The following is a 21468-nucleotide window of genomic DNA, read 5'->3' as shown; positions in this document are numbered from 1 at the left end:
GTGCTTATGTATGAGCAAGAACATGATCTGTCCGTTATTCAATGACTGGCGTCCAGTGCCTGGCGCAGGTCGTCCAGGATGTCGTCGATGTGTTCGATGCCGATGGACAGGCGGATCATGTCTTCGCCAACGCCGGCGCGGGCCAGTTCTTCGGGGTTGAGTTGCCGGTGGGTGGTGGAGGCCGGGTGGCAGGCCAGGGATTTGGCATCGCCGATGTTGACCAGGCGCAGGATCAGTTGCAGCGCATCGATGAATTTCGTGCCGGCCGGCAGTCCGCCTTTAATGCCGAACGACAGAATGCTGGCGGGGGCGCCGCCCATGTATTTTTTCGCCAAGGCGTGTTCGGCATGCTGCGGCAAGCCCGCATAATTGACCCAGGCGACTTGCGGATGCGACTGCAGGAATTGTGCCACCGCCATGGCATTGGCGGTGTGGCGTTCCATGCGCAGCGGCAGGGTTTCGATGCCTTGCAGGATCAGAAACGAATTGAACGGTGAGATCGCCCCACCGGTGTTGCGCAGCGGCACAACGCGGCAGCGTCCGATGAACGCCGCTGGGCCGAAGGCCTCGGTGTAGACCACGCCGTGGTAGGACGGATCAGGCTCGTTGAGCATGGGGAAGCGGTCGCGGTGCTTGGCCCAGGGGAAAGTCCCGGCATCCACCACGGCCCCGGCGATGCTGGTGCCGTGGCCGCCCATGTATTTGGTCAGGGCATGCACGACGATATCGGCGCCCCATTCGATGGGGCGGCACAGGGCGGGCGAGGCCACGGTATTGTCCACGATCAGCGGCACGCCATGACGGTGGGCAGCCTCGGCCAGGGCCTGGATGTCGATGATGTTGCCTGCCGGATTGCCGATGGATTCGCAGAACACCGCGCGCGTGCGGTCGTCGATCAGGGCTTCCAGGGCATCGATGTCGTCGTGGGCCGCGAAGCGGACCTCCAGCCCCTGGCGCGGGAAGGTATGCGCAAACAGGTTATACGTGCCGCCATAGAGCTTGCTGGTGGAGACGATGTTGTCGCCCACCTGGGCGATGGTCTGGATGGCATAGGTAATGGCCGTCATGCCAGAGGCCACCGCCAGGGCAGCTACGCCGCCTTCCAGGGCAGCCACACGTTCTTCCAGAACCGCCGTGGTGGGGTTCATGATGCGCGTGTAGATGTTGCCCGGCACCTTCAGATCGAACAGATCGGCACCATGCTGAGTATCATCGAATGCATAGGATGTGGTCTGATAGATCGGGACCGCGACCGATTTTGTGGTGGGGTCGGGGGCGTAGCCCGCATGAATGGCCAGGGTCTCGAATTTTCGGCTCATGTCGCCTCCTGCGATATGTTGTGGTCGAGCAAACGTCCATGGTAATGGCGAACCGCGTTTGAACACAGCATTTTGCTGCGCTTTGTATATAGCTATAAGTAATATAAATATGGATTATTCAGCCATGCTTATATGTAGAGGCGCAAACGTATCGTTTCGTCTTCGATTCCTGCACGGTCAGGGTCAGGCATGGGTTAGCATTTCGGCTATTGTCCGCATGATCGCGGTCTGCACGGTTTGAAATCACGGGATTTTTATGAACGTCTGGTTGAAGCGGGGGGTATTCAGTCTGGTCTTGGCCTTGCTGGTGGCCGTGGTCGGTTTGGCTATTTTCCTGCTGACCTTTAATCCGAATGCCTATAAATCCCGACTTGAACAGATTGTGTTCGATCGCTATGCGCGCACCCTCACGATAGACGGCGACATCAGCCTGTCCTTGTTTCCGCGCATCGGCCTGGCCGTCAGTCAGGTGTCATTGTCCAACCGTCAGGCCGATGACACGTTTATCTCGATCGACAGTGCCCGCTTTGCGGTGGCGATCTGGCCGCTGTTGTCCAACCAGTTGGTGGTGGATCACGTCGCCATCACGGGCCTGAAGGCCTGGTTGGTGCGCGACTCCCATGGCCGATTCAATTTCAGCGATTTGCTGGGTGCCGACGAGCGCGCTGCGCCGGATGCTGCCGAAGTCACTGGCCCGCTGGCGGTGGTGGCGCGGGCCATCGCCCCCCGGCCTGGGGGGCGTTCCGACCTGAATATCGACATTGCCGGACTAGAACTCAAAGGTGGGCAGATCCACTATCTGGACCAGGCCGATGGCCTGTCCACCACGCTGTCGGGCATCGAGGCCAATACCGGGCGGGTCACGTTCGATCAGCCTTTTGATGTTTCGCTGCGGGCGAAGATCGCGGGTGCCGACCCCGTTCAGGACGCCCAGTTGCAGGCACAGGCTCTGTTGCGGCTGGACCCGGCTAGACAGGGCTATTCAGCCCAGAAGATCAACGTCCAGTTGAATGGCCGTCTGGGCAATCTGGATCAGGCCGAAGCCGCCCTGAAGGGCAGTCTGGCCTATAAGGGCGCGGAGCGCCGCTTTGCCGCCGATAATCTGGCCTTGACCATTCGTGGCGAGATCGTAGGGGCGCACCCCATTGCCAACCTGAAGGCCAGTCTTGGTGCCAGTCAGCTGAGGCTGGATCAGGCGCAGATGGAACTCCAGGTCGCCAAGCTCGCCTTGCGCGCCGAGGGTCAGGATCGAGGCCGTCAATTGGTGCTTGCCGTGGATGCGCCGTCCTTGGCGATCTCGCCACAGTCCGCCCAGGCCGACCCCTTGGTCGCCACCTTCAAATCCACGAACGATCAGGTCGCCCTGGCCATGTCGCTGGGCCTGGAGGGGCTGACCGGCAATGCCCGACAATGGCAGTTTCGCACGGCCAGCCTGGACACCGCCCTGACCCAGGACCAGCGTTTGCTGCGCCTGAAGTTCACGTCGCCATTGGCCTGGGACACCAGCCTGCGCAAGGGCGCCCTCACGGCCATCCAGGGCGATGTCAGTCTGCGCGAGTCTGCTCAGAAGCAGGCCTTGGCTGAATTTCCCTTGATCGGCAGCCTGCACCTGGACCTGCTTCAAGATGTTCTGGACGTGGACCTTAGTGCTGTGATCGATGGCAGCCAGGCGATTTTAAAGTCCACGACCACCGGTCTGGATGATCCGCAGACCATATTTTCCCTGAGTGCCGAGCGCCTTTTGCTTGATCCTTGGCTGCCCCGGGATGCAGCGGTGGCGCCCGTGGCGCCAGACAGCGCGCCCGCAGTCCAGCCGGATACGGCAGATCAGCCTGCCGCAGCCCAGCCCCCTGCAGAGACGCCGATCGACCTGGCCTGGCTCAAAGGACAGAACATCAAGGGCGATGTCAGCATCGCTGATTTGCGCGTGCATGATATGCAGCTGACCCAGGTGGCGCTGCCGATTCAACTGGCTGGTGGTGTGCTGGCGGTGCCTGCGTTCTCGGCGGATCTTTATGGGGGTTCCGCCGTCGGCCAGTTGCAACTGGCCGTCAATCAGGCGGCTGCCCAGACGCTGGCGCTGAAAATGGATCTGGACAAGGTCTCGGCCGCCCCCCTGATGCAGGCGCTGACCGGCCATAATCTCTTGTCCGGGCGGGCGGCAGCACAGTTGGATTTGAAAACACAGGGGACCAGCCTGCAGGCCTGGATGCAGGCGCTGTCGGGGCGGGTGTCCTGGCAGGTGCGCGAGGGTGCAGTGCATGGGGTGGATGCCGCCCAGACCCTGACCGAGCTTGCGGCTTCCTTGGGCAATATCGCCAAGGGCCGCATGGATGCGGTGTCCTCGCCCTTTGATCTTCGACGTAGTACCTTGTTCAGCACCCTGGATGGCCGGGTAGACCTGAAAAACGGCCAGGGACAGGTCACAAAGCTGCAGGTCAATACCGCTTCTGTGCGGGTAACGGCAGGCAAGCCCGCCACGCTGGATGTGCCCCGACAACAGTTGGACTTGCAGCTTTTGATTCAGGTGGCGACTCGCCCGCCGAAAGCCCTGCAAGATGCCCTGCGCAGCCTGGCCGGGGTGACGATCCCCGTGCAGCTCACCGGTGCCTGGGTTGCGCCGGATTATGCCGTGCAGTGGGATGCCATTCGCAATCAAACCATCCAGCAGGTGGTCAAATCCGGCTTGATGGGGCTACTGAAGGGCAATGACCCCATCGACCAGTTGCTGCCTGAACCCGAGACCGAACCCGCCGCGCCTGCCGTCGACAAAGACCCCGTCGAGCGCATCGGCAACGCCCTGAAAGGCCTGCTGGGCCAATGAAAAGGATCATCATGAATCACACCACCGCACAACCAATTGTCGGCGCCAGCCCCGTGGCCGACGAACGGGCCCAGGCCTACGATCGTCGCTGGCTGTTGGTTGGCCCGGATCATGCCTGCCTGAACACCGAGCAGGCCCCGGGATTGTCGGGCCTTGAACTCAGCCTGCGATTTGGCTATCTGGTGGTGCGCGCTCCGGGCATGCTACGCCTGGATATCCCCCTGGATGTCATCGAGGACGATACCAGCGTCGAATGCCAGGCACAGGTGGGACGGCAGGCCGTGCGTGCCGTCGACGAGGGCGATCTGGCCGCCGCCTGGTTCACACAATGGCTGGGCCAGCCCTGCCGCCTGCTGAAAATCCATCCCGATGCCGCTGCGGTGCAGTGGCCTGATCCAGCCTAAGCAATCCGTGTGCCAGCGGGCATGAAGCCCTGGCTGGCAGACTCAGTTTTCGGTCGATTGTTGTTCGCGCAGGGCCTTGGCCTTGGCGTGCAGCCAGCGCTCTACTGAGGGGAACACAAATTTGCTGACGTCTCCGCCCAGAATCGCGATTTCGCGCACGATGGTGCCCGAAATAAACTGGTACTGATCGGATGGCGTCATGAACAGGGTCTCGACCTCGGGCAACAGGTGGCGGTTCATGCCTGCCATCTGGAACTCGTATTCAAAATCGGACACTGCCCGCAGACCGCGCACGATGACCCGGGCTTCTTGTTCCCGGACGAAATCCTTCAGCAGCCCGCCAAAGCTGCGCACCTGGACATTGGGATAGTGTCCCAGGACTTCTTCGGCGATTTCCAGGCGTTCCTGGATGCTGAAGAAAGGTTTTTTATTCTGGCTGACAGCGACCCCGACCACGACGTGGTCGAACAGGCTGGCGGCGCGGCGTACAAGGTCTTCATGCCCACGGGTCAGGGGGTCGAATGTTCCGGGATAAACGGCGGTGATCATATGTGCTCCGGTGGGGAAGGAATATCATCGGCCGATGCCGAGGGGCCATTATTACGATTTTTCTGCGTTGCAGCAAACTGCAACAGAGCGTAATGTACCTGACTGGCGCGTCCTCGGCGCAGCACGTGCCAGTCGTCCGCCCAGTGCGCGTCCACCGGGCGGTCGCTTTCCAGGTACAACAGGCCTTCGGGCCGCAGTGCCTGGCCCAGCCAGGGCCGGATGCGTGCAGGCCAGTCGCTGCCAAAAGGCGGGTCCAGCAGCAGCAGGTCGAAGGTCGGCGTGGCCTGAGCTCGTAAATACGCCAGCGCGTCGCCCGCGTGGATGTGGATGGCCGGTGCCTGCAGACGCTGTTGTACCGCCCGCAGGCCAGCCAGAGCGGCAGGGGCCTGTTCCACCAATTGGGCCTGGGCGACCCCTCGGGATGCCGCCTCGAAGCCTAGGGCTCCGCTGCCGGCGAACAGGTCCAGCACCCGTCGCGAGGCGAAATCTCCGCCCCAGAAATGGGTCAACCAGTTAAACAGCGTCTCGCGCACCCGGTCTGGGGTGGGACGCAGATGTGCGCCATCTGGCACAGTAATGGGTGTGCGGCGGTAGTCACCGCCTACAATACGAATCTGATGTTTTTTCATGCGCGGCCCGTGATCTCTGATACGGCGTCGGGCACTCGCCGGACCGTTCAGTGTAAAGCCTATGTTCAGTTTCTTTAAACGCAAAAAATCTCCGCCCGTCCCTGATCTTTCTCAGGACTTGGTCGATACCCCGGATATTGCGCCAGTGGCGCCTACCGAGCTTCCGCCAGAGACCCTGGCGGTCGTTGCGGCTCAGCCTCAGACTGAGCCCGCGCTGCCGGAGACCGCGGCTGCGCCGCCTGAGGCGGCCCCGCTGGTTGCCGACGATCTTCCGGCCCCCGACACCCGTGCAGCAGCAGTCCCGCCCGCCGATCAGGCCGACGTCGTCCAGCCGCCCGATCCTTGGTCCGATGGCACGCCCAATATTTCGCCGGACCCTCTGGCCCGCCTGGACAAGACCGCCGCCCCTGCGCCCGCTGCCGAATCCACCTCCTGGCTGGGGCGGCTGCGGCAAGGCCTGTCGCGGACCGGTCAAAGCCTGGGCAGTCTGTTTGTGGGCGTCAAGGTCGACGAGAGCCTGTTCGAAGAACTGGAAACCGCCTTGATCATGGCGGATGCCGGCGTCGAGGCCACGGAAAAATTGCTGACCCAGTTGCGCGCCCGGGTGCGCAAACAGCGCCTGGACCAGCCTGATGCCGTGCGGGCCGCGTTGCAGGACATCCTGACGGATCATCTGAAAGTCCTGGAAAAGCCCTTTGTCGTGGGCGAAGCCGCCCCGATGGTGGTCATGATTGCCGGGGTCAACGGCGCGGGCAAGACCACCTCCATCGGCAAACTGACCCATGCCCTGCAGGCGCGTCAGGCCAGTGTGCTGCTGGCGGCGGGCGATACCTTTCGTGCCGCTGCGCGCGAACAGTTGGTCGCCTGGGGAACGCGCAACGGCGTCACCGTCATTGCCCAGGAAGGCGGGGACCCCGCTGCCGTGGCCTTTGATGCGGTTAACGCCGGACGGGCCCGGTCGGCGGATGTGGTGCTGGTGGATACGGCGGGACGCCTGCCCACCCAGTTGCACCTGATGGAAGAACTGAAGAAAATCAAGCGGGTCATTGCCAAGGCCGATTCTGGTGCGCCGCATGAAATCCTGCTGGTGGTCGATGGCAATACCGGCCAGAACGCCCTGGCCCAGATCCGCGCCTTTGATGCGGCCCTGGGGTTGACCGGTCTGGTGGTCACCAAGCTGGATGGCACCGCACGCGGTGGCACGCTGGCGGCGGTGGCTGCGGGTAGCCAGGGGGTGCGCCCGGTGCCGGTCTATTGGATCGGGGTGGGCGAGGGCATGCAGGACCTGCAGCCTTTTGTGGCCGCTGAATTTGCCGACGCCCTGCTGGGTGGCCGCCCAGACTCGCTAAAATGAAGAATTCAGGATGGTTCTAATATGGGGTTTTCCAGCAGAACCGCCTCTTTACAGGAATAGCATCAATGAATACGGATACCCAGGCGCTGCCTGATCCGGCATCGCCCTTTGTGATTTCCTCCGTACAGGAAATCGTGGCCGAATTGCGCGCCGGTCATATGGTCATTCTGGTTGACGAAGAAGACCGCGAAAACGAGGGCGACCTCGTCATGGCGGCTGATTTCGTCACCCCCGATGCCATTAATTTCATGGTCACCCATGCCCGTGGTCTGGTCTGCCTGACCCTGACCCAGGATCGCTGCAATCAACTGCAGTTGCCGATGATGGCAAACCAGAACGGCACCCGCTATGGCACGAACTTCACCGTGTCCATCGAGGCCGCCCAGGGGGTGGATACCGGGATCTCCGCCGCCGACCGGGCGCGTACCATTCAGGCCGCTGTGGCCCGCGATGCCCGCCCGGCCGATCTGGTGCAGCCCGGGCATATTTTTCCCGTGCGGGCCGAGCCCGGCGGCGTGCTGGTGCGGGCAGGCCACACCGAGGCCGGTTGCGACCTCACTGCCATGGCTGGCCTGACCCCGGCAGCGGTCATCTGCGAGATTCTCAAGCCCGATGGTTCGATGGCCCGTCTGCCGGACCTGATGGTCTTTGCCCAAGAACACGGCCTGAAAATCGGCACAATCGCCGATCTTATCCAGTATCGCAGCGAGCACGAAACCATGGTCGAGCGCTTGGTCACGCGCTCTGTCACCACGCCATGGGGTGAATTCCAGGCGGTTGCCTACCGTGATCGGGCATCTGGCGCACCACATCTGGCGCTGGTTCATGGCCATATCCAGCCAGACCAGGAAACCCTGGTGCGGGTACACGAACCCACCAGTGTGATGGATCTTTTATGCGAATGCACGACCAACCATAGCTGGACGATCCCCCAGGCGCTGCGCACCATTGCCGCTGCGCCCAGCGGGGTGGTCGTGCTGATGAACTGCCATGGACAGGCCGACCTGCTGTTTGCCCAATTCGACGCCTGGGCCCGTAGCCCTGACGCCACGCCGGTTGCGGCTGCCGTGCTCAGTGGCGAGCGCCATAGCTTGCGCACTTTCGGCATTGGCGCCCAGATCCTGCGCGACCTGGGTGTGGGCCAGGCGCGGCTGCTGGCGCGACCACGCAAAATGCCCAGTATGGCGGGCTTCTCCCTGACCATTACGGGTTACCATAATGAACCGGGCGCCGATAACGCCCCAACCCAATAGGAATCACGGCTATGAACCCTTATGTGATGACCCCCGACATGAACGGCGAAGGCCTGCACATTGGCATCGTGCGTGCCCGATTCAATGCCGAAATCGGCGAAGCCGAACTACAAACCTGCCTGGACGAGCTTGCTGCCTTGGGTGTGGATGAACGGGATATCATGGTGGCTTCCGTGCCGGGTGCGCTGGAACTCGGCGTGGCTCTTGCACAGATGGCCGAATCCTTCGAATTTGATGCCCTGATTGCGTTGGGTGCCGTGATCCGTGGCGAGACCTATCACTTCGAGATCGTCAGCAACGAATCCGCATCCGCCATCAGCCGCGTTGCCCTTGAAACCGGCATCCCGGTGGCCAATGGCGTGCTCACGGTCGAAACCGACGAACAGGCCCAGACCCGTGCCGCCGACAAAGGCCGCGATTGCGCCCGTGCCGCTGTCGAAATGGCCAATCTCGTTGCTGCTCTGGAACCGGAGTCCGACGACGACGACGATGACGAGGACGATGAAGGTGACGACTTCGAAGAGGAAGTCGATGACTGAGTCGTCCAAACCGCGCAACGGGCGCAGCAACGCCCGCAGCGCTCGTCGCATGGCCCGAGAATTCGCCCTCCAAGGGGTGTACGCCTGGCTGCTGCGGGGGGGCGTTGACCTTGCCGAACTCGGCGAGATCGACGCCCATGTGCGTGACGCCGATGATTTCTCCCAGGCCGATACCCAGTGGTATCACACCCTGCTCCAGGGGGCCACGCATCAGGCCGATGCCTTGCGCACCCGCTTTGTGCCCTACATCGACCGGCCCTTGCCCGAACTCTCCCCCATCGAACATGCCGTCCTGTTGCTGGGCACCTTCGAACTCGTTCAGCACCCCGAGGTCCCTTACCGCGTGGCAATCAACGAATCCGTCGAACTCGCCAAATCCTTTGGCGGCACCGATGGCTATCGCTTTGTCAACGGGGTGCTGGATAAGCTGGCCGCCGAGGTCCGTGCCCCCGAGGTCCAGTCCGCTGGCCGCGGCTAAGCAACCCAGGATAAGCCTATGCAGTCACAGGGCGAATTCGATCTTATCGCGCAGTACTTCAAACGCCCGGCGCCCAGTGGCATGCTGGGCATCGGCGACGACTGCGCCTTGTTGTCCCCTGCCCAGGGCTGGGATCTTGCCGTCAGCACCGATATGCTGGTCGAAGGGCGGCATTTCTTTGCCGATGGCGATCCGCGTTTGCTGGGCCACAAGGCCCTGGCGGTCAATCTTTCTGATCTGGCTGCCATGGGTGCGCGCCCGCTGGCCTGCACCCTGGCGATTTCATTGCCACGGGTGGATGCCGATTGGCTACAGGCCTTTGCGGATGGTTTTCATGCGCTGTCGCGTGATGCGCATTGCCCGCTGATCGGCGGGGATACCACCGGCGGCGCCGACCAGATCATTCTCAGCATTACCGTCATGGGCGAGGTCCGTCGCCACCAGGCCTTGCGCCGCGCTGCGGCCCGTCTGGGCGATGATCTCTGGGTGTCAGGGACACTGGGGGCGGCTGATATCGCGTTGCGGCTGATGCTGGGCAGTTTGCCACCAGACCCGGCCCGCCTGGCTTTGTGCCGTAACGCCCTCGAGGCGCCCATGCCGCGCCTGAAGCTTGGCCGCTACCTGGCGGGGGTGGCGCATGCCGCCATTGATATCTCCGATGGTCTGTTGCAGGATCTTGGCCATCTGCTGGATGCCAGCCAGTGCGCGGCTGATCTCTGGCTGGACTTCTTGCCCGCTCATGCCGCTTTGCAGGGGCTGGACGAAGCCGTGCGCCGCGATGCACTGCTGGCGGGTGGCGATGCCTACGAATTATGTTTTGCTGCGCATCCGCGGCGGCGCGAACAAATCGATACCCTGTCGCGCCAGTTGGCCTTGCCCATTACCCGGGTCGGTACGCTGCGCAGTGGGTCGGGCCTGCGCGTCCTGGACGCACAGGGCCAGGAAGTCTCCATTCAGCGCCGTGGTTTTGATCATTTCGCTGCGCCTCTTTGATCTCGATACTATGTCCTTTGGTTTTAGTACACGCGCCCCTATCCCCCGCCCGACAGCGCGTTGGGTGTTTTCGCGACCGGAACGCATCCTGGCCTTTGGCTTTGGTTCCGGCCTGATCTATCCGGCCCCCGGCACCTGGGGGACTTTGGTCGGTTGGCTGATCTGGGCGCTGTGCCTGCAGGGCCTGCCCGATGGTTGGATCGCGGCGCTCTTGTTGCTGTCCTTTCTGGTGGGTTGCTGGGCGGCACAGCGTGCTGGCCAGGATCTGGGCGTGGCCGATTACGGTGGCATCAACTGGGATGAAATCGTTGCGATTTGGCTGGTTTTGTGGCTGCTGCCTGCAGGGTTTTGGTCGCAGTTGACCGGGGTTGCGCTGTTTCGTGGCTTCGATATTCTTAAGCCCCCACCGGTCAGCGTGCTGGATCGCCGTTTCAAGAATGGTTTTGGCGTCATGATCGATGACATCTTTGCTGCACTGTATGCCTTGCTGCTTGCCGCCGTGCTGATACGCTTCGGGCTGTGGTGGCCATGATGGTTTCAGGCTGACTGGCGCAGAGTCATGAACACTAGGAGATCGCCATGATGGACAGAGAATCTCGCGCGCTGGCGGGCGAACTGGGGGCTGCATTGCGGGCGCTGGGCTGGCTGTGCGCCACCGCCGAATCCTGTACCGGAGGACTATTGGCAGGGGCCATCACGGCCTGTCCTGGGGCCAGCCTGTGGTTCGATCGCGGCTTCATCACTTACAGCAATAGCGCCAAGACAGAACAGTTGCGGGTTTTACCCGACACCCTAGAGCGCCACGGGGCCGTCAGCGAGGAAACCGCCATGGAAATGGCGGCTGGCGTGCTGGCCACTACCCCGGCCGCCCGTTTGGGGCTGGCGACTACTGGCATTGCCGGGCCAGGAGGCGCCACGCCGGGTAAGCCGGTGGGCATGGTGTGCTTCGGGATTGCCTATCGGGCAGGGGATGGCATCAATACTCGGGCAGTCACCCGGGTGTTTGATGGTGATCGCGATGCCGTGCGTCTGGCGGCGGTGCGCTTTGTGCTGCAGACCGCCATCGAAGGCCTGCCGCAGTTATAGGTCTTTAGGCGCTTAGGTCAGTGGTGCCGGGTTGAGATCCCGCAACTGGCCGGCTGATAGGGACAAAACGCGGTTGCGGCCTTCGTGTTTTGCCTGATACATGACCTGATCGGCCAGCGCCAGCAGTTGGGTCATGGTGGCGTGGGGCTTCTGGCTGTCGTGGATGGTGCCGATACTGACAGTGACTCGCAATGGTTCGTCGCTGTCGTAGTACAGGCGGATTTCTTCTACGGCTTTGCGCAGGCGTTCGCCGATTTCCAGACTATCGCGCAGGGTTGTGTTGGGCAGGACAATGCCAAATTCTTCGCCCCCCAGACGACCAAACAGGTCTTCGGGCCGGATGGCGTTTTGGATGATGCGGGCGAATTCACGCAGCACGCTATCGCCTGCCGCGTGGCCGTGGTTGTCGTTCAGCCGCTTGAAATGGTCGATGTCCAACATCATCACACAGTTGCCATAAAACGCGGCAGGGGATTGCTGCAGGTATTCGGTGGCCCCCCGCATAAATGCCTGACGCGACATGGCCCCGGTTAGTTCGTCATGGTCCAGGGCCTGGTTCAGGGACTGCACCAGGTCGTTGCGCGCCATCAGCGAACTGGATACCATCAGGGGGGTGGCCACCATCATCTGCAGCCCGATTTGCAAGGACACCTGCACCCAGACCGAGGGTATATCTGAGGCGACCAGCGCCCAGCCCTGGGTATGGCTGACCATCAGGGCAATGGATGCTGCCAGCGTCAGCCAGGCGCAGGTTTTTTGCTGATAGGCATAGGCACAGATCAGCAAGGCCGGGACTGGGAATGCCGCCGTGCCGGGTCCGCCCAGTAAAGCCGCCAGCAAGATCGATCCCAGCAATACGAGCAAGGGCCATTGGCGGCTGCCTGCCAGCAACTGATGCAGGATACGGGCCAAAGACCGGCGTCGGTCGATCAGGCTGCGGCCCGGTGATGTGGCCAGCAGACAGACGGGGAGAATGGCGCTATAGCCCAGCCATTGCTGAAAAAAGATCCCGATGATCGGGCGCAGCGGCATATCCAGGGGCAGCGGGGTGGAGGTCTGGTAGCCGATCAACCCTGCCAGCGCCGTGCAGGCCGACGCCGCCAGCCCTGCCAGCAAGACATGGGTGATGGCCCTTGGGGTACGCATGGTGTCCAGCGGCCAGACCCGATGCAACAGAAACCACGCCAGCCATACGCCGGAGAGGTTGACCAGGGTATTGAGCAGTGCGACATCCCAGCCGTCGTACCAGTATGCGTAAGCGGCCATGACCCCCAAAATGACGCCGGGCCACCGGTAGCGGTGGGGGATGGATGATACGCGCAACAAAGCACCGGCCAATAATGCGTTGGCCGGCCAGAAACCGATATCGCCCAATAGAGGGTGGAACATCAAGCTGAAGTAAATCAGCAGAAACGCAAGAGCTGTCAGCGACAGGAACGGGCCTGATCGCCGGGCCCAAGACAGGCTGCTGGCAATAGACTGGCACATGATGCGAAGATTCTACTGAATCTTGGGGGAAATGTATGTAGTTTTTACGGCAGCGGGTTTAGCTCTCTGTGTCGCTAACTGCTTGGCGGATGGCGCTACGGGTGGCGCGGGCGGTTTTGGTGGCTGCCTCGGCCCAGTCTTCCTTATTGCTGGCATACAGGATGGCTCGGGATGAATTGATCATCATGCCCTTGCCATGTGGGGTGCGGCCGGCTTGCACGGTGGCCTGGATATCGCCCCCCTGGACGCCGATGCCGGGGATCAGCAGGGGCATGTCGCCCACCCGGCGGCGCACTTGCGCGATTTCTTCGGGGAAGGTTGCTCCCACCACCAGGGCGCATTGGCCCGTCGTATTCCAGACGCGCGCGATCTGGTCGGCCACGTGCAGGTACAGCGGGGTGCCGTTGGCCAGGCGCATGTCCTGCAGATCGGCACCGCCGCGATTCGAGGTGCGGCACAGGATGATGACGCCCTTGTCACCATAATCGATATAGGGTTGCACCGAGTCGCGCCCCATATAAGGATTGACCGTGACGGCGTCGGCCCCGTAGCGCTCGAAGGCTTCGCGGGCGTATTGTTCGGCGGTGCTGCCGATATCGCCGCGTTTGGCGTCCAGCACAATGGGTAGCGTGGGATGCTGCTGGCGGATATGCTGGCACAGATCCAGTAGCTGGTCCTCGGCCCCCAGGGCTGAAAAATAGGCGATCTGCGGCTTGAAACCGCAGACAAAAGGCGCGGTGGCGTCGACGATGCGGCGGCAAAACTCCAGGACGGCATCCGGGCGGCCAGCCAGTTCGTCTGGGAAACGGCGGGGATCAGGGTCCAACCCCACCATCAGCAGAGAGTCCTGGCTGATCCAGGCGCGGTTCAGTTTGTCGATGAAGTTCATGGCGGCAAAATTGAATGAGTTAAGCAATGACCCGATGAACTATATGGGTAATCCCTCGGGCCGTGTCGTCACGATTGTAGACGGCTTCCCAACAACAATGGGGTCACAACACAATGGGGTCAGACACCATTAAAAAATCCAGCGGGGAATCAGCACACTGGCCCAAGCGGCGCCGGTCAGCAACAGCATCAGCAATACCGCTGCGCTGCCTATGTCTTTGGCGCGTCCCAGCAAAGGATGTTGGTCCGTGCTGATGGCGTCGGCCAGCGCCTCGATGGCGGAATTGATCAGTTCGACGATCAATACCCCCACCAGCATGCCTGATAGCAGCAGTCGTTCGCCCGCTGTATTGCCCAGCCACAGGCCCAGCGGGATCAGGATCACCGCCAGAATGGTTTCCTGACGGAAGGCGGCCTCATGTCGCCAAGCGGCCCCTAGGCCCTGCAGCGAGTAGCGCAAGGCGCGAATGATGCGGATCAGGCCGCCTGTGCTTTTGTAGGGAGAAGACGGAGTCATCGCAATCACTGCCTGGGGAATGTGCGGGCATTGTAAACAATTGCGCTCAGGCTAACGAGACATGGGCCTGGCTGGTGGCTTCGCCGTGGATCATGATAAAGAAATTCTGATCGGCGGATAGTGTCGCGCTGCCGGTTCCCTGTACGAATTTCAGCGCCTTCCACTGGCTGTCGAACAGCCGCCAGGCGCGTGCGCCCGTGATGGTCAGGGTGCTTGCGCCGCGCGTTTTCAAGCATTGACAATACCCGTCCGCGCCGATGGTGACGGTTTGTGTGCCCAAGGCAGCATAGGGAATGGAGTCCAGGGATTGATAGTGGTATCCCCCGAAGGTCAGCCATTCGGCGCCATTCTGTGATTGTGCAATCAGCTCGTACAGATCGCGCCCATGGTTGACCGGGATTTTCATGAACTGACGGGTGCGCTGGGCGGTATCCGGCAGCAGGGGCTGGCGGCCGTCGATCTGCACGTAGCCGGGCAGGTCGGCGATCTCTGTCAGGGTGAACAGCGGCGATTCTGCACTGAATACCGTCGAGGATTCATGCTCGTTGATCAGCACCCAGTGTTTGCCCAGGCGTGCGCGCCAGGCGGCGGGCAGGGCTGGTGCCGCCTGAATCTGCTGGCCGTAGGGCAGGAGAATCTGGTAGTGCCCACTGCCCGCAGTCACCCGCATCATCAGATAGCGATATGGGCCGTTGTCGGAGGTGCGGTAGGACAGCGGCAGGCCATCGGCAGACCACCAGCCGTCTTCCCGGTAGCTCAGGCCAGACGCGATGTTGATCCACTGGCCTGATTCATGACGCGATAGCGTGACCGAGCCGCTATCGTTTCTGGCCACTCGGCTGACGCCTTCGAAGCTGCCGTAATAGCCTTCGATGGCCCCGAGGACTGCTGGGTCGGTGGCGGCGATTGGCGGCAGGGCGGTGGGCAAGGGCGGCGGCAGGTGTTTCAGGCTGCCTTGATCGACCAGGGCGTGCAGCAAAATGCGCTCGGCCAATGCCCCGGCGCCATAGGCCAGCGAGGTGCCGGTGATCATCACCGCCAGCCCCGTGTCGGGCATGACAAAAAAATCACTGCCAAAGAAATTGGTGCCGCCGTTTTTCTGCCAACAGTTAAAGCCGGCTGCGCGCATGCCTGGGTGATCGGTTTGATCCCAACCCAGGCCCCATTTCCAGCTTGGAGCAGGGTTGAGCACCACGTCGCCGGTCTGATCGCGGCCCATTTCCGCCACGGCTTCAGCGGAGAGGATGCGTCGGCCCCTGAATTCGCCTTTTTGCAGAAACATAATGGCCAGGTTCATCATTTCAGACGGCGTGCTGCTCAGGCCGCCAGAGCCGTAGGCGTTAACGAACTCCTGTCCTTGATCGGTCCCTCCCACGAGGGCGTGGGCAAAGCTGCCAGCCGGATAATGCGCCAGCGGAAAGCGGCTGAGGCTCATCCCCAGTGGTTCCAGGATTTCCCGTGTCGCAAAGGTCGAATAGGGTTTGCCGCTGATTTCCTCGACAACGCGTTCGGCCAGGGTGAAGCCGTCGTTGCAGTACACGGCCAGTTCGCCCGGCGTGTGTTTCAGATGTTGCCCCGCCAGGATGGCTTGCGTGTTGCGGGCATAGTCGAGGATGGGTTCGAAGGTAAAAATATTGCTGTAATTTGCGCCTGCGAACCCGGACGTATGGCTCAGCAGCATGCGGACCGTTACTTTGGCGAAATCTGGCGATAGCATCCGGAAATCACGGACGTAGTCAGAGGCCGGCGAGTCCAGATCCACCAGCCCCCGATCCACCAGGATCATGATGGCCACCGCCGAGAAGACTTTGCTGACCGAGCCTATGTTATATAGCGTGTTGATGCCGACCGGCTGCTTGTTGGCACTGTCAATGACGCCGAATGCTTCTTGCCAGACGACATGCTGGCCATCCAGCAGCGCGACCGATACTGATGAGGTGTCGGTATCGGCCATGGCTTGCGCAATCGCAGCCTGACCGTCGCGGATGGTGTTTGTATAGTCGGTGTTGCCTGAACTGGTGCCGCCATCGCTGCAGGCGGCCAAAGGCCCCAGGGCCGAACCCGCCAGGGCCGCTTGCAGGATGCGTCGCCTGCCTGGCGAAGCGGCTGTATCGAGTGCGTGGTTTCGACGGGCCATAGGGGACTCCTGCTTGAGGTTTAAAGGTAAACGTGAGAGCAGCGTAACACTCGCTATGTCATTGTCACAATGAGAAGATCGTAATGCTTTGGGTCAGGCGCAAAAAAGCCCCCATCGCGCTGTTCAGCGCCTGGGGGCTGGAGATTGCCGGGGGCGACCAAGATGCATCATGGCGTATCGGTCGAGGCAGGCAGGGACTTAGCGGCCACCCATGCCGCCCATGTCAGGCATCCCGCCGGACTGCGTTTTTTTTCCTGTGTGGTGGGATCAGCCCTGTTTCACCAACGGGCACTCGCTCTCGGATAAAGGCAGGAACAGATCCTTACCGGAGATCGTCGAGACAATATTGTAAATATCGTTCGATGATGTTGAGGCTTTCGGGTCTTTGACTTCGACCTCGTACATATCCATGATCACACGGCCATCTTCTGGGCGGATGTGCGCATTCTTGATCAGCAGATCATCGATCTTGAATTCACGCATCCTGGCGTTGACCGCATCACCCTCGAAGGTTCCGGCGGCTTCGACTGCCTTCAGGTAATGGGTCGTGGCGGCATAGCCCAGGGCGTGCACCATGGTGGGGGGGTGGCTGAAGCCGGTCTGCTCCTGCCAGCGTTTGCTCCAGTTGCGCGTCCCTTCGTCAGCATCCCAGTAAAACGGAGTCGCGAATCGCAGGCCTTGTGCATTGGTCAGGCCCATGCCCAGGACATCCGTGACAAAAACCAGATAGGCGGCAAGTTTCTGGCCGCTTTGGGCGATCCCAAAGTCATAGGCCTGCCTGACCAGAGAAACCAAGTCTTTGCCAGCACTGGCCAGGCCGACCACCTGAGCCCCCGAGGATTGAGCCTGCAGCAGGAACGAGGCGTAGTCCTCTGTCGAACCAAAAGGATATCTGGTATTGCCCAGCACCTGTCCGCCGTTGTCCTTGACGAACTGGTTGGCCGAGGCTTCCAGGCTCTTGCCAAAAACGTAATCCGCTGTGATGGAATACCAGGTTTTGCCGCCGTTCTTGATGGTGTTGCTGACCACTGCATTGGCCAGCGCATAGGTATCCGGGGCCCATTGGGTGCTGCGTGGCGAGCATTCCTTGCCACTGAAGATGCTGGCAAAACCCGCAGTCATCAGGGCCGAACCGCCTTTTTCCACCGCGACGTGCATGGATGCCAATCCTGTGGAGCTGGCACCGCCATCAATGAAGGCTACGACGTTTTCCGTATCGAACCATTTGCGCACCATGCCGGAAGCCACGTCGACCTTGCTTTGATTATCGCCGCCGATGACTTCAATTTTTTTGTCCAGCACTTTGCCGCCGAAGTCTTCGACAGCCATGCGCACAGCAATTTCCGAACCAATGCCGCCAAGATCCGAATACGCGCCGGATCGGTCATTGCCGACGCCGATGCGGACAACGTCCTGAGCATGAACGGAGGAGATGCCCATGCCGGCCAGGAGCAGGCAGCCGTAGAGGAAATGTCTGGAAAATTTCATTTTGATGTCTCCAATTTATAAAAATACCCTTCTGCTCAGGATGTCGGAATCGACACTGAGGCCTGTCAGAAGGGGGGCGAGATGATTTTTTCTGCAGCAAAAGCCTGCGGTGTGTATCCGTTGCTTATTGCTTGAATATCAGGCCCGGGATTTCGGTCTGTTTTTCGACTGTCTGGATCTTCGCCTCTGTCGAGGCTGCCATGGGCACGCTCCAGTTGACGGGGTCTTTGCGTCTGTTGTCGACATAGAGTTGAAAGACGTCGGGCCGGTTATAGTGTCCCGCCGTGTCAAGAGAGAGTTTGCCTTTGGATACATCATCCAGGTCGATATCGGCATAGATGATTTCTTCTTCATAGAATTTCTGCTCGACAATCCAGCGTCCATCCGGCCCGATGATCCCCGAGCCGCCAGCCAGGACAAATTCGTCGCGATCACTGGTTTTTGACGGGCTGGTCAACATGTCGATCGGCAAGCCGAAGTCTTCCGTGATGTCGGCGCGGCGAAGGACCATGCCCATGGCGATGACAAAGCACCTGCCTTCAAACGCGTAGTGGCGGGATGCGATCATATTGTGCTCGGCAATATCCGGGAAAACCGCCACATGAATCTGTTCGCCAAGCGCATGCATGGTAAAGCGGTTCAGCGGCATCCAGTGCTCCCAGCAGATGGACCCTCCGACCCGTCCGGCGGTGGTGTCGTAGGCCTGCAGGCTGCTGCCATCGCCTTCGCCCCAGATGATGCGCTCTCCATGGGTAGGCTTCAGTTTGCGGCGCACCCCCAGGATGGTGCCCTGGTCCGAGATATAGAGCAGCGAGTTATACAGGGTGCCGCGTGAGAATCGGGTGTCTCGTTCATTCATGCCCATGACGACATTGATGCCCGCCTTGCGCGCAGCCTCGCACAGACGATCGGTTTCCGGGCCACCGACCTCGACTGAGTTGGCGGTCAGATGTGCATACGCCTGCAGGTGCCTGGGGTCTTTCCAGCCGGTCTCGAAAAAAGTCCACACTGGAAAACCAGGCAGCCAGGTTTCCGGGAAAGCAATCAGTTTTGCCCCGTGGCGACCGGCTTCCAGAATGGCCGACTCTGCGATATCGATGCAGCCTTGAAGGTTCATGAAGGCTGGCTGCAGTTGGGCGGCAGCCACTTTGACGATATTTGACATACATGTCTCCTGTTTTAAATCCAGACATGCCGTGAAACGGGGCCGCCAGCGGGCTGGCGGGTATAGAAATATTTACGGCGCTGGGTGCAGTCACGGCAATCCTAACCAAGACTATTCCGGGTCACAACCGTTGGTTCACTTCCCGTCCTTTTGAGGCTTCACTGGTTCATCTGGCGGACCATAGTCTCATTTTCTTTACGGTCGTGAAATCCGATGCTAACCTCGCCGCAAATATGGTTGGGTGCCGTTCGGCAAGGTGCTGCAAGAACTGATGCCGGTGCGGAGCCACAGACAGGCCGTGTTCTGTGCACTGGCAACAAGGAGCAACATATGCATTTGAATGCCCCGCAAGGTCCTTTGCATGGAATGACCGTGCTGGATCTCAGCACAGTGATCGCCGGTCCCTATGCGGCCCAGATTCTTGGAGACATGGGGGCCACGGTAATCAAGATCGAGTCGCCCGGCGGGGATATCATGCGCGGGCCTGGCCCATCCAGATCCCCTGGGATGGGCGCAGCATTCTTGAACTGCAATCGCAACAAACAAAGCGTGACGCTGGACTTGAAGAATGGCCGGGACAGAGACAGGCTGCTGGATTTGGCCGCCAATGCTCAGGTGCTGCTGCACAACATGAGGCCGGGAGCGATTGCACGGCTGGGGCTGGCTTTCGAGGATCTCGCGCCATGCAATCCCCGGCTGATCTATTGTGCGATTGTGGGCTATGGTCAGGACGGCCCCTACTGTGATCGCCCCGCTTATGACGATATCATCCAGGCGGCTTGCGGCTGGGCCGAGCTCGAAGGCCGTACCCAGGGTGAACCCAGATACGCCAGCACGATTGTGGCCGACAAGATATCGGCGCTGTACGCCGTCAGTGCCATCAATGCGGCCTTGCTGCACCGCGAACGGACTGGCGAAGGCCAATATGTCGAGGTGCCGATGTATGAGACCCTGGCTTCTTTCCTCCTGGTTGAGCATCTGGCCGGTAAGACTTTCCAGCCGGCATTGGGACATACAGGCTATTCCAGGCTGCTGTCGCGCCACAGGCGACCTTACAGGACACTGGATGGCTACATCAGTGTCATGCCATATACCGGCAAGCAATGGAAAGCATTTTTCGAGTTGGCGGGACGCGGGGAATGGGCAGCCGATGCGCGGCTATTGAGTACACAGGCAAGGGCCGCCATGATCGATGATCTGTATGGGCGTCTGGCAGACATACTGGTGCAGCGCGCCACAGGAGAATGGATGAGGCTGCTGGCTCCGGAAGATATCCCCTGTTCGCCTGTCAATTCCCTGGAGGAGCTGTTGGATGATGATCATATGCGAGCTGTTGGCTTTTTCATGCGGTTGAAGCATCCCACCGAGGGGGACATTGTCGTCACTCGTCCGCCGATCCGGTTTTCAAAAACGCCGTGCGGCATCTCACGACATGCGCCGAGCTTCGATCAAAAAGAAATCATATAAAAGCATTCGGGTGCAGCCCATGTGCGGCACAAGGAGATCAAGGTGAGCACTTCCGTCATACCTGTCAATGCACTCGTCAGGGGCCTGTTGGTGCTGGAAACGCTGAACGCGTCCGGCCCAGCAGGACTGTCCGATATCTGGCGTAAAACCGGGCTGCCGAAGGCAACCGTGTTCCGTATGCTGGAAACCCTGCATGAACATGGTTATGTCACTTATGACCCCAGCAGCCAGGTTTATCAGGTCAGCCTGCGCGCATTGGCGTTGTCCAACAATGTGTCGTATGGGCAGCAGCTTCTGCAGATTGCCGCCCCCGTCATCTCCAGTTTGCGAGAGGACTTGGGCTGGCCGTCTGATCTGACTGTTTTTCAGCACGACAAAATGGTCATTGTGGATACGAACCGGGAGCCCGGGATGCTGTCATCCAATCGCAGCGTGGGCTCGCGCGTGCCCATGATGGCGTCTGCCACCGGCCGGGCCTATCTGGCAAATATAGGGGAAAAACAGCAGCAGGCCCTGCTGAAACGCTTGGCCCTATCGGACGACCCATACGAGCAGCTGGCCAAAGACCAGGCCGCCACCAGCCGGATCATCAGCGAAACCCTCAGCCGGGGTTATGCACTTTCAGATCAGGAATTTTTGAAATCAAATCGGGGCGCTGCTGCAGCCATCATGCATGACGGCGAAGTGGTTTGTGTGATCAATATGATTGCCATTGCCAGAATCGTGAAACTAGAAGAAGTCGAAAACCGCTACGTTCCGTTGCTGTTGGAGGCAAAGAAAAAAATAGAAGCGCTGCTCAGTCGATTTCCGTCCAGGCAAAACAACCGATCGTCTGTGACCAGGCATATGGCTGATGGCACCGTGCGTTCGTATCAAAGAGGCTAACGTTC

20 protein-coding genes are annotated in these 21468 nt (G+C 60.6%); 11 read left to right on the top strand and 9 right to left on the bottom strand.

Annotated features, from left to right (window positions below; genetic code table 11):
• Window positions 1–38: 38 nt before the first annotated feature.
• On the bottom strand, window positions 39–1319 hold the full coding sequence (locus VDP81_RS06115) for a bifunctional O-acetylhomoserine aminocarboxypropyltransferase/cysteine synthase (protein WP_322995501.1): 1281 nt from the start codon (window positions 1317–1319) through the stop codon (window positions 39–41).
• A gap of 256 nt (window positions 1320–1575) precedes the next feature.
• Between VDP81_RS06115 and VDP81_RS06110 the strand changes: the two genes are divergently transcribed.
• Both VDP81_RS06110 and VDP81_RS06105 read left to right on the top strand, forming a co-directional pair.
• Complete coding sequence (locus VDP81_RS06110; RefSeq protein WP_323011810.1) at window positions 1576–4143, top strand: AsmA family protein; 2568 nt, start codon at window positions 1576–1578, stop codon at window positions 4141–4143.
• An 11-nt stretch (window positions 4144–4154) separates the two neighbouring features.
• Complete coding sequence (locus tag VDP81_RS06105) at window positions 4155–4547, top strand: MOSC N-terminal beta barrel domain-containing protein (RefSeq protein ID WP_323011809.1); 393 nt, start codon at window positions 4155–4157, stop codon at window positions 4545–4547.
• Window positions 4548–4589: 42 nt separating this feature from the next.
• Here VDP81_RS06105 and coaD read toward each other — a convergent pair whose 3' ends face one another.
• Window positions 4590–5096 carry a pantetheine-phosphate adenylyltransferase gene (gene coaD / locus VDP81_RS06100; protein ID WP_322995498.1) on the bottom strand — a complete coding sequence of 169 codons (507 nt, stop codon included), beginning with the start codon at window positions 5094–5096 and terminating at the stop codon, window positions 4590–4592.
• Window positions 5093–5725: an RsmD family RNA methyltransferase gene (locus VDP81_RS06095; protein WP_322995497.1), complete on the bottom strand. Its 633-nt coding sequence runs from the start codon at window positions 5723–5725 to the stop codon at window positions 5093–5095. Before VDP81_RS06095 ends, coaD begins: the two co-directional genes overlap by 4 nt.
• 61 nt (window positions 5726–5786) lie before the next feature.
• Between VDP81_RS06095 and ftsY the strand changes: the two genes are divergently transcribed.
• The 7 genes from ftsY to VDP81_RS06060 all read left to right on the top strand — a co-directional run bounded on the left by ftsY (window position 5787) and on the right by VDP81_RS06060 (window position 11428).
• A complete protein-coding gene (ftsY, locus tag VDP81_RS06090; RefSeq protein ID WP_322995496.1) occupies window positions 5787–7079 on the top strand; it encodes a signal recognition particle-docking protein FtsY in 1293 nt (430 codons plus the stop codon).
• Between the two features lie 65 nt (window positions 7080–7144).
• Window positions 7145–8332: a bifunctional 3,4-dihydroxy-2-butanone-4-phosphate synthase/GTP cyclohydrolase II gene (gene ribBA / locus VDP81_RS06085; protein WP_322995495.1), complete on the top strand. Its 1188-nt coding sequence runs from the start codon at window positions 7145–7147 to the stop codon at window positions 8330–8332.
• An 11-nt stretch (window positions 8333–8343) separates the two neighbouring features.
• The gene (gene ribH, locus VDP81_RS06080; RefSeq protein ID WP_322995494.1) at window positions 8344–8871 is read left to right on the top strand and encodes a 6,7-dimethyl-8-ribityllumazine synthase; all 528 of its coding nucleotides are present in this window, start codon (window positions 8344–8346) and stop codon (window positions 8869–8871) included.
• Window positions 8864–9349: a transcription antitermination factor NusB gene (gene nusB / locus VDP81_RS06075; protein ID WP_322995493.1), complete on the top strand. Its 486-nt coding sequence runs from the start codon at window positions 8864–8866 to the stop codon at window positions 9347–9349. The genes ribH and nusB overlap by 8 nt, the downstream gene beginning before the upstream one ends.
• Before the next feature lie 18 nt (window positions 9350–9367).
• Window positions 9368–10342, top strand: coding sequence for a thiamine-phosphate kinase (gene thiL / locus VDP81_RS06070; protein WP_323011808.1), 975 nt, complete (start codon window positions 9368–9370; stop codon window positions 10340–10342).
• Window positions 10343–10352: 10 nt separating this feature from the next.
• Entirely contained in the window at window positions 10353–10874 is a 522-nt protein-coding gene (locus tag VDP81_RS06065; RefSeq protein WP_322995491.1) for a phosphatidylglycerophosphatase A, read from the top strand.
• A gap of 47 nt (window positions 10875–10921) precedes the next feature.
• Window positions 10922–11428, top strand: coding sequence for a CinA family protein (locus VDP81_RS06060; RefSeq protein WP_416233212.1), 507 nt, complete (start codon window positions 10922–10924; stop codon window positions 11426–11428).
• Between the two features lie 12 nt (window positions 11429–11440).
• Here VDP81_RS06060 and VDP81_RS06055 read toward each other — a convergent pair whose 3' ends face one another.
• The 6 genes from VDP81_RS06055 to VDP81_RS06030 all read right to left on the bottom strand — a co-directional run bounded on the left by VDP81_RS06055 (window position 11441) and on the right by VDP81_RS06030 (window position 19111).
• A complete protein-coding gene (locus VDP81_RS06055; protein ID WP_323011807.1) occupies window positions 11441–12916 on the bottom strand; it encodes a GGDEF domain-containing protein in 1476 nt (491 codons plus the stop codon).
• 58 nt (window positions 12917–12974) lie between these two features.
• Window positions 12975–13805, bottom strand: coding sequence for an orotidine-5'-phosphate decarboxylase (gene pyrF / locus VDP81_RS06050; protein WP_322995489.1), 831 nt, complete (start codon window positions 13803–13805; stop codon window positions 12975–12977).
• Between the two features lie 129 nt (window positions 13806–13934).
• Window positions 13935–14321 carry a diacylglycerol kinase gene (locus VDP81_RS06045; protein ID WP_322995488.1) on the bottom strand — a complete coding sequence of 129 codons (387 nt, stop codon included), beginning with the start codon at window positions 14319–14321 and terminating at the stop codon, window positions 13935–13937.
• Between the two features lie 46 nt (window positions 14322–14367).
• Window positions 14368–16458 carry a serine hydrolase domain-containing protein gene (locus VDP81_RS06040; protein ID WP_323011806.1) on the bottom strand — a complete coding sequence of 697 codons (2091 nt, stop codon included), beginning with the start codon at window positions 16456–16458 and terminating at the stop codon, window positions 14368–14370.
• Window positions 16459–16725: 267 nt separating this feature from the next.
• Complete coding sequence (locus VDP81_RS06035) at window positions 16726–17946, bottom strand: ABC transporter substrate-binding protein (protein ID WP_323011805.1); 1221 nt, start codon at window positions 17944–17946, stop codon at window positions 16726–16728.
• 124 nt (window positions 17947–18070) lie between these two features.
• Window positions 18071–19111 (bottom strand): carbon-nitrogen hydrolase family protein, encoded by a 1041-nt coding sequence (locus VDP81_RS06030; protein ID WP_323011804.1) that lies wholly within the window; start codon window positions 19109–19111, stop codon window positions 18071–18073.
• Between the two features lie 330 nt (window positions 19112–19441).
• On the opposite strand from VDP81_RS06030, the gene VDP81_RS06025 reads away from it, so the two are divergent.
• Entirely contained in the window at window positions 19442–20578 is a 1137-nt protein-coding gene (locus VDP81_RS06025; protein ID WP_323011803.1) for a CoA transferase, read from the top strand.
• A gap of 42 nt (window positions 20579–20620) precedes the next feature.
• On the top strand, window positions 20621–21463 hold the full coding sequence (locus VDP81_RS06020; RefSeq protein WP_323011802.1) for a helix-turn-helix domain-containing protein: 843 nt from the start codon (window positions 20621–20623) through the stop codon (window positions 21461–21463).
• Window positions 21464–21468: the final 5 nt, after the last annotated feature.

The sequence above is a fragment of the Castellaniella sp. genome (assembly GCF_034675845.1).
In the GTDB taxonomy this organism is placed as follows: domain Bacteria; phylum Pseudomonadota; class Gammaproteobacteria; order Burkholderiales; family Burkholderiaceae_B; genus Castellaniella.
This window is presented reverse-complemented; position numbering and strand designations above follow the sequence as displayed.

What these genes read in the sequence shown, in the direction of transcription:
- VDP81_RS06115 (WP_322995501.1), bottom strand. Translation starts at nt 1,319, where the DNA reads ATGAGCCGAAAATTCGAGACCCTGGCCATTCATGCGGGCTACGCCCCC.
- VDP81_RS06110 (WP_323011810.1), top strand. Translation starts at nt 1,576, where the DNA reads ATGAACGTCTGGTTGAAGCGGGGGGTATTCAGTCTGGTCTTGGCCTTG.
- VDP81_RS06105 (WP_323011809.1), top strand. Translation starts at nt 4,155, where the DNA reads ATGAATCACACCACCGCACAACCAATTGTCGGCGCCAGCCCCGTGGCC.
- coaD (WP_322995498.1), bottom strand. Translation starts at nt 5,096, where the DNA reads ATGATCACCGCCGTTTATCCCGGAACATTCGACCCCCTGACCCGTGGG.
- VDP81_RS06095 (WP_322995497.1), bottom strand. Translation starts at nt 5,725, where the DNA reads ATGAAAAAACATCAGATTCGTATTGTAGGCGGTGACTACCGCCGCACA.
- ftsY (WP_322995496.1), top strand. Translation starts at nt 5,787, where the DNA reads ATGTTCAGTTTCTTTAAACGCAAAAAATCTCCGCCCGTCCCTGATCTT.
- ribBA (WP_322995495.1), top strand. Translation starts at nt 7,145, where the DNA reads ATGAATACGGATACCCAGGCGCTGCCTGATCCGGCATCGCCCTTTGTG.
- ribH (WP_322995494.1), top strand. Translation starts at nt 8,344, where the DNA reads ATGAACCCTTATGTGATGACCCCCGACATGAACGGCGAAGGCCTGCAC.
- nusB (WP_322995493.1), top strand. Translation starts at nt 8,864, where the DNA reads ATGACTGAGTCGTCCAAACCGCGCAACGGGCGCAGCAACGCCCGCAGC.
- thiL (WP_323011808.1), top strand. Translation starts at nt 9,368, where the DNA reads ATGCAGTCACAGGGCGAATTCGATCTTATCGCGCAGTACTTCAAACGC.
- VDP81_RS06065 (WP_322995491.1), top strand. Translation starts at nt 10,353, where the DNA reads ATGTCCTTTGGTTTTAGTACACGCGCCCCTATCCCCCGCCCGACAGCG.
- VDP81_RS06060 (WP_416233212.1), top strand. Translation starts at nt 10,922, where the DNA reads ATGATGGACAGAGAATCTCGCGCGCTGGCGGGCGAACTGGGGGCTGCA.
- VDP81_RS06055 (WP_323011807.1), bottom strand. Translation starts at nt 12,916, where the DNA reads ATGTGCCAGTCTATTGCCAGCAGCCTGTCTTGGGCCCGGCGATCAGGC.
- pyrF (WP_322995489.1), bottom strand. Translation starts at nt 13,805, where the DNA reads ATGAACTTCATCGACAAACTGAACCGCGCCTGGATCAGCCAGGACTCT.
- VDP81_RS06045 (WP_322995488.1), bottom strand. Translation starts at nt 14,321, where the DNA reads ATGACTCCGTCTTCTCCCTACAAAAGCACAGGCGGCCTGATCCGCATC.
- VDP81_RS06040 (WP_323011806.1), bottom strand. Translation starts at nt 16,458, where the DNA reads ATGGCCCGTCGAAACCACGCACTCGATACAGCCGCTTCGCCAGGCAGG.
- VDP81_RS06035 (WP_323011805.1), bottom strand. Translation starts at nt 17,946, where the DNA reads ATGAAATTTTCCAGACATTTCCTCTACGGCTGCCTGCTCCTGGCCGGC.
- VDP81_RS06030 (WP_323011804.1), bottom strand. Translation starts at nt 19,111, where the DNA reads ATGTCAAATATCGTCAAAGTGGCTGCCGCCCAACTGCAGCCAGCCTTC.
- VDP81_RS06025 (WP_323011803.1), top strand. Translation starts at nt 19,442, where the DNA reads ATGCATTTGAATGCCCCGCAAGGTCCTTTGCATGGAATGACCGTGCTG.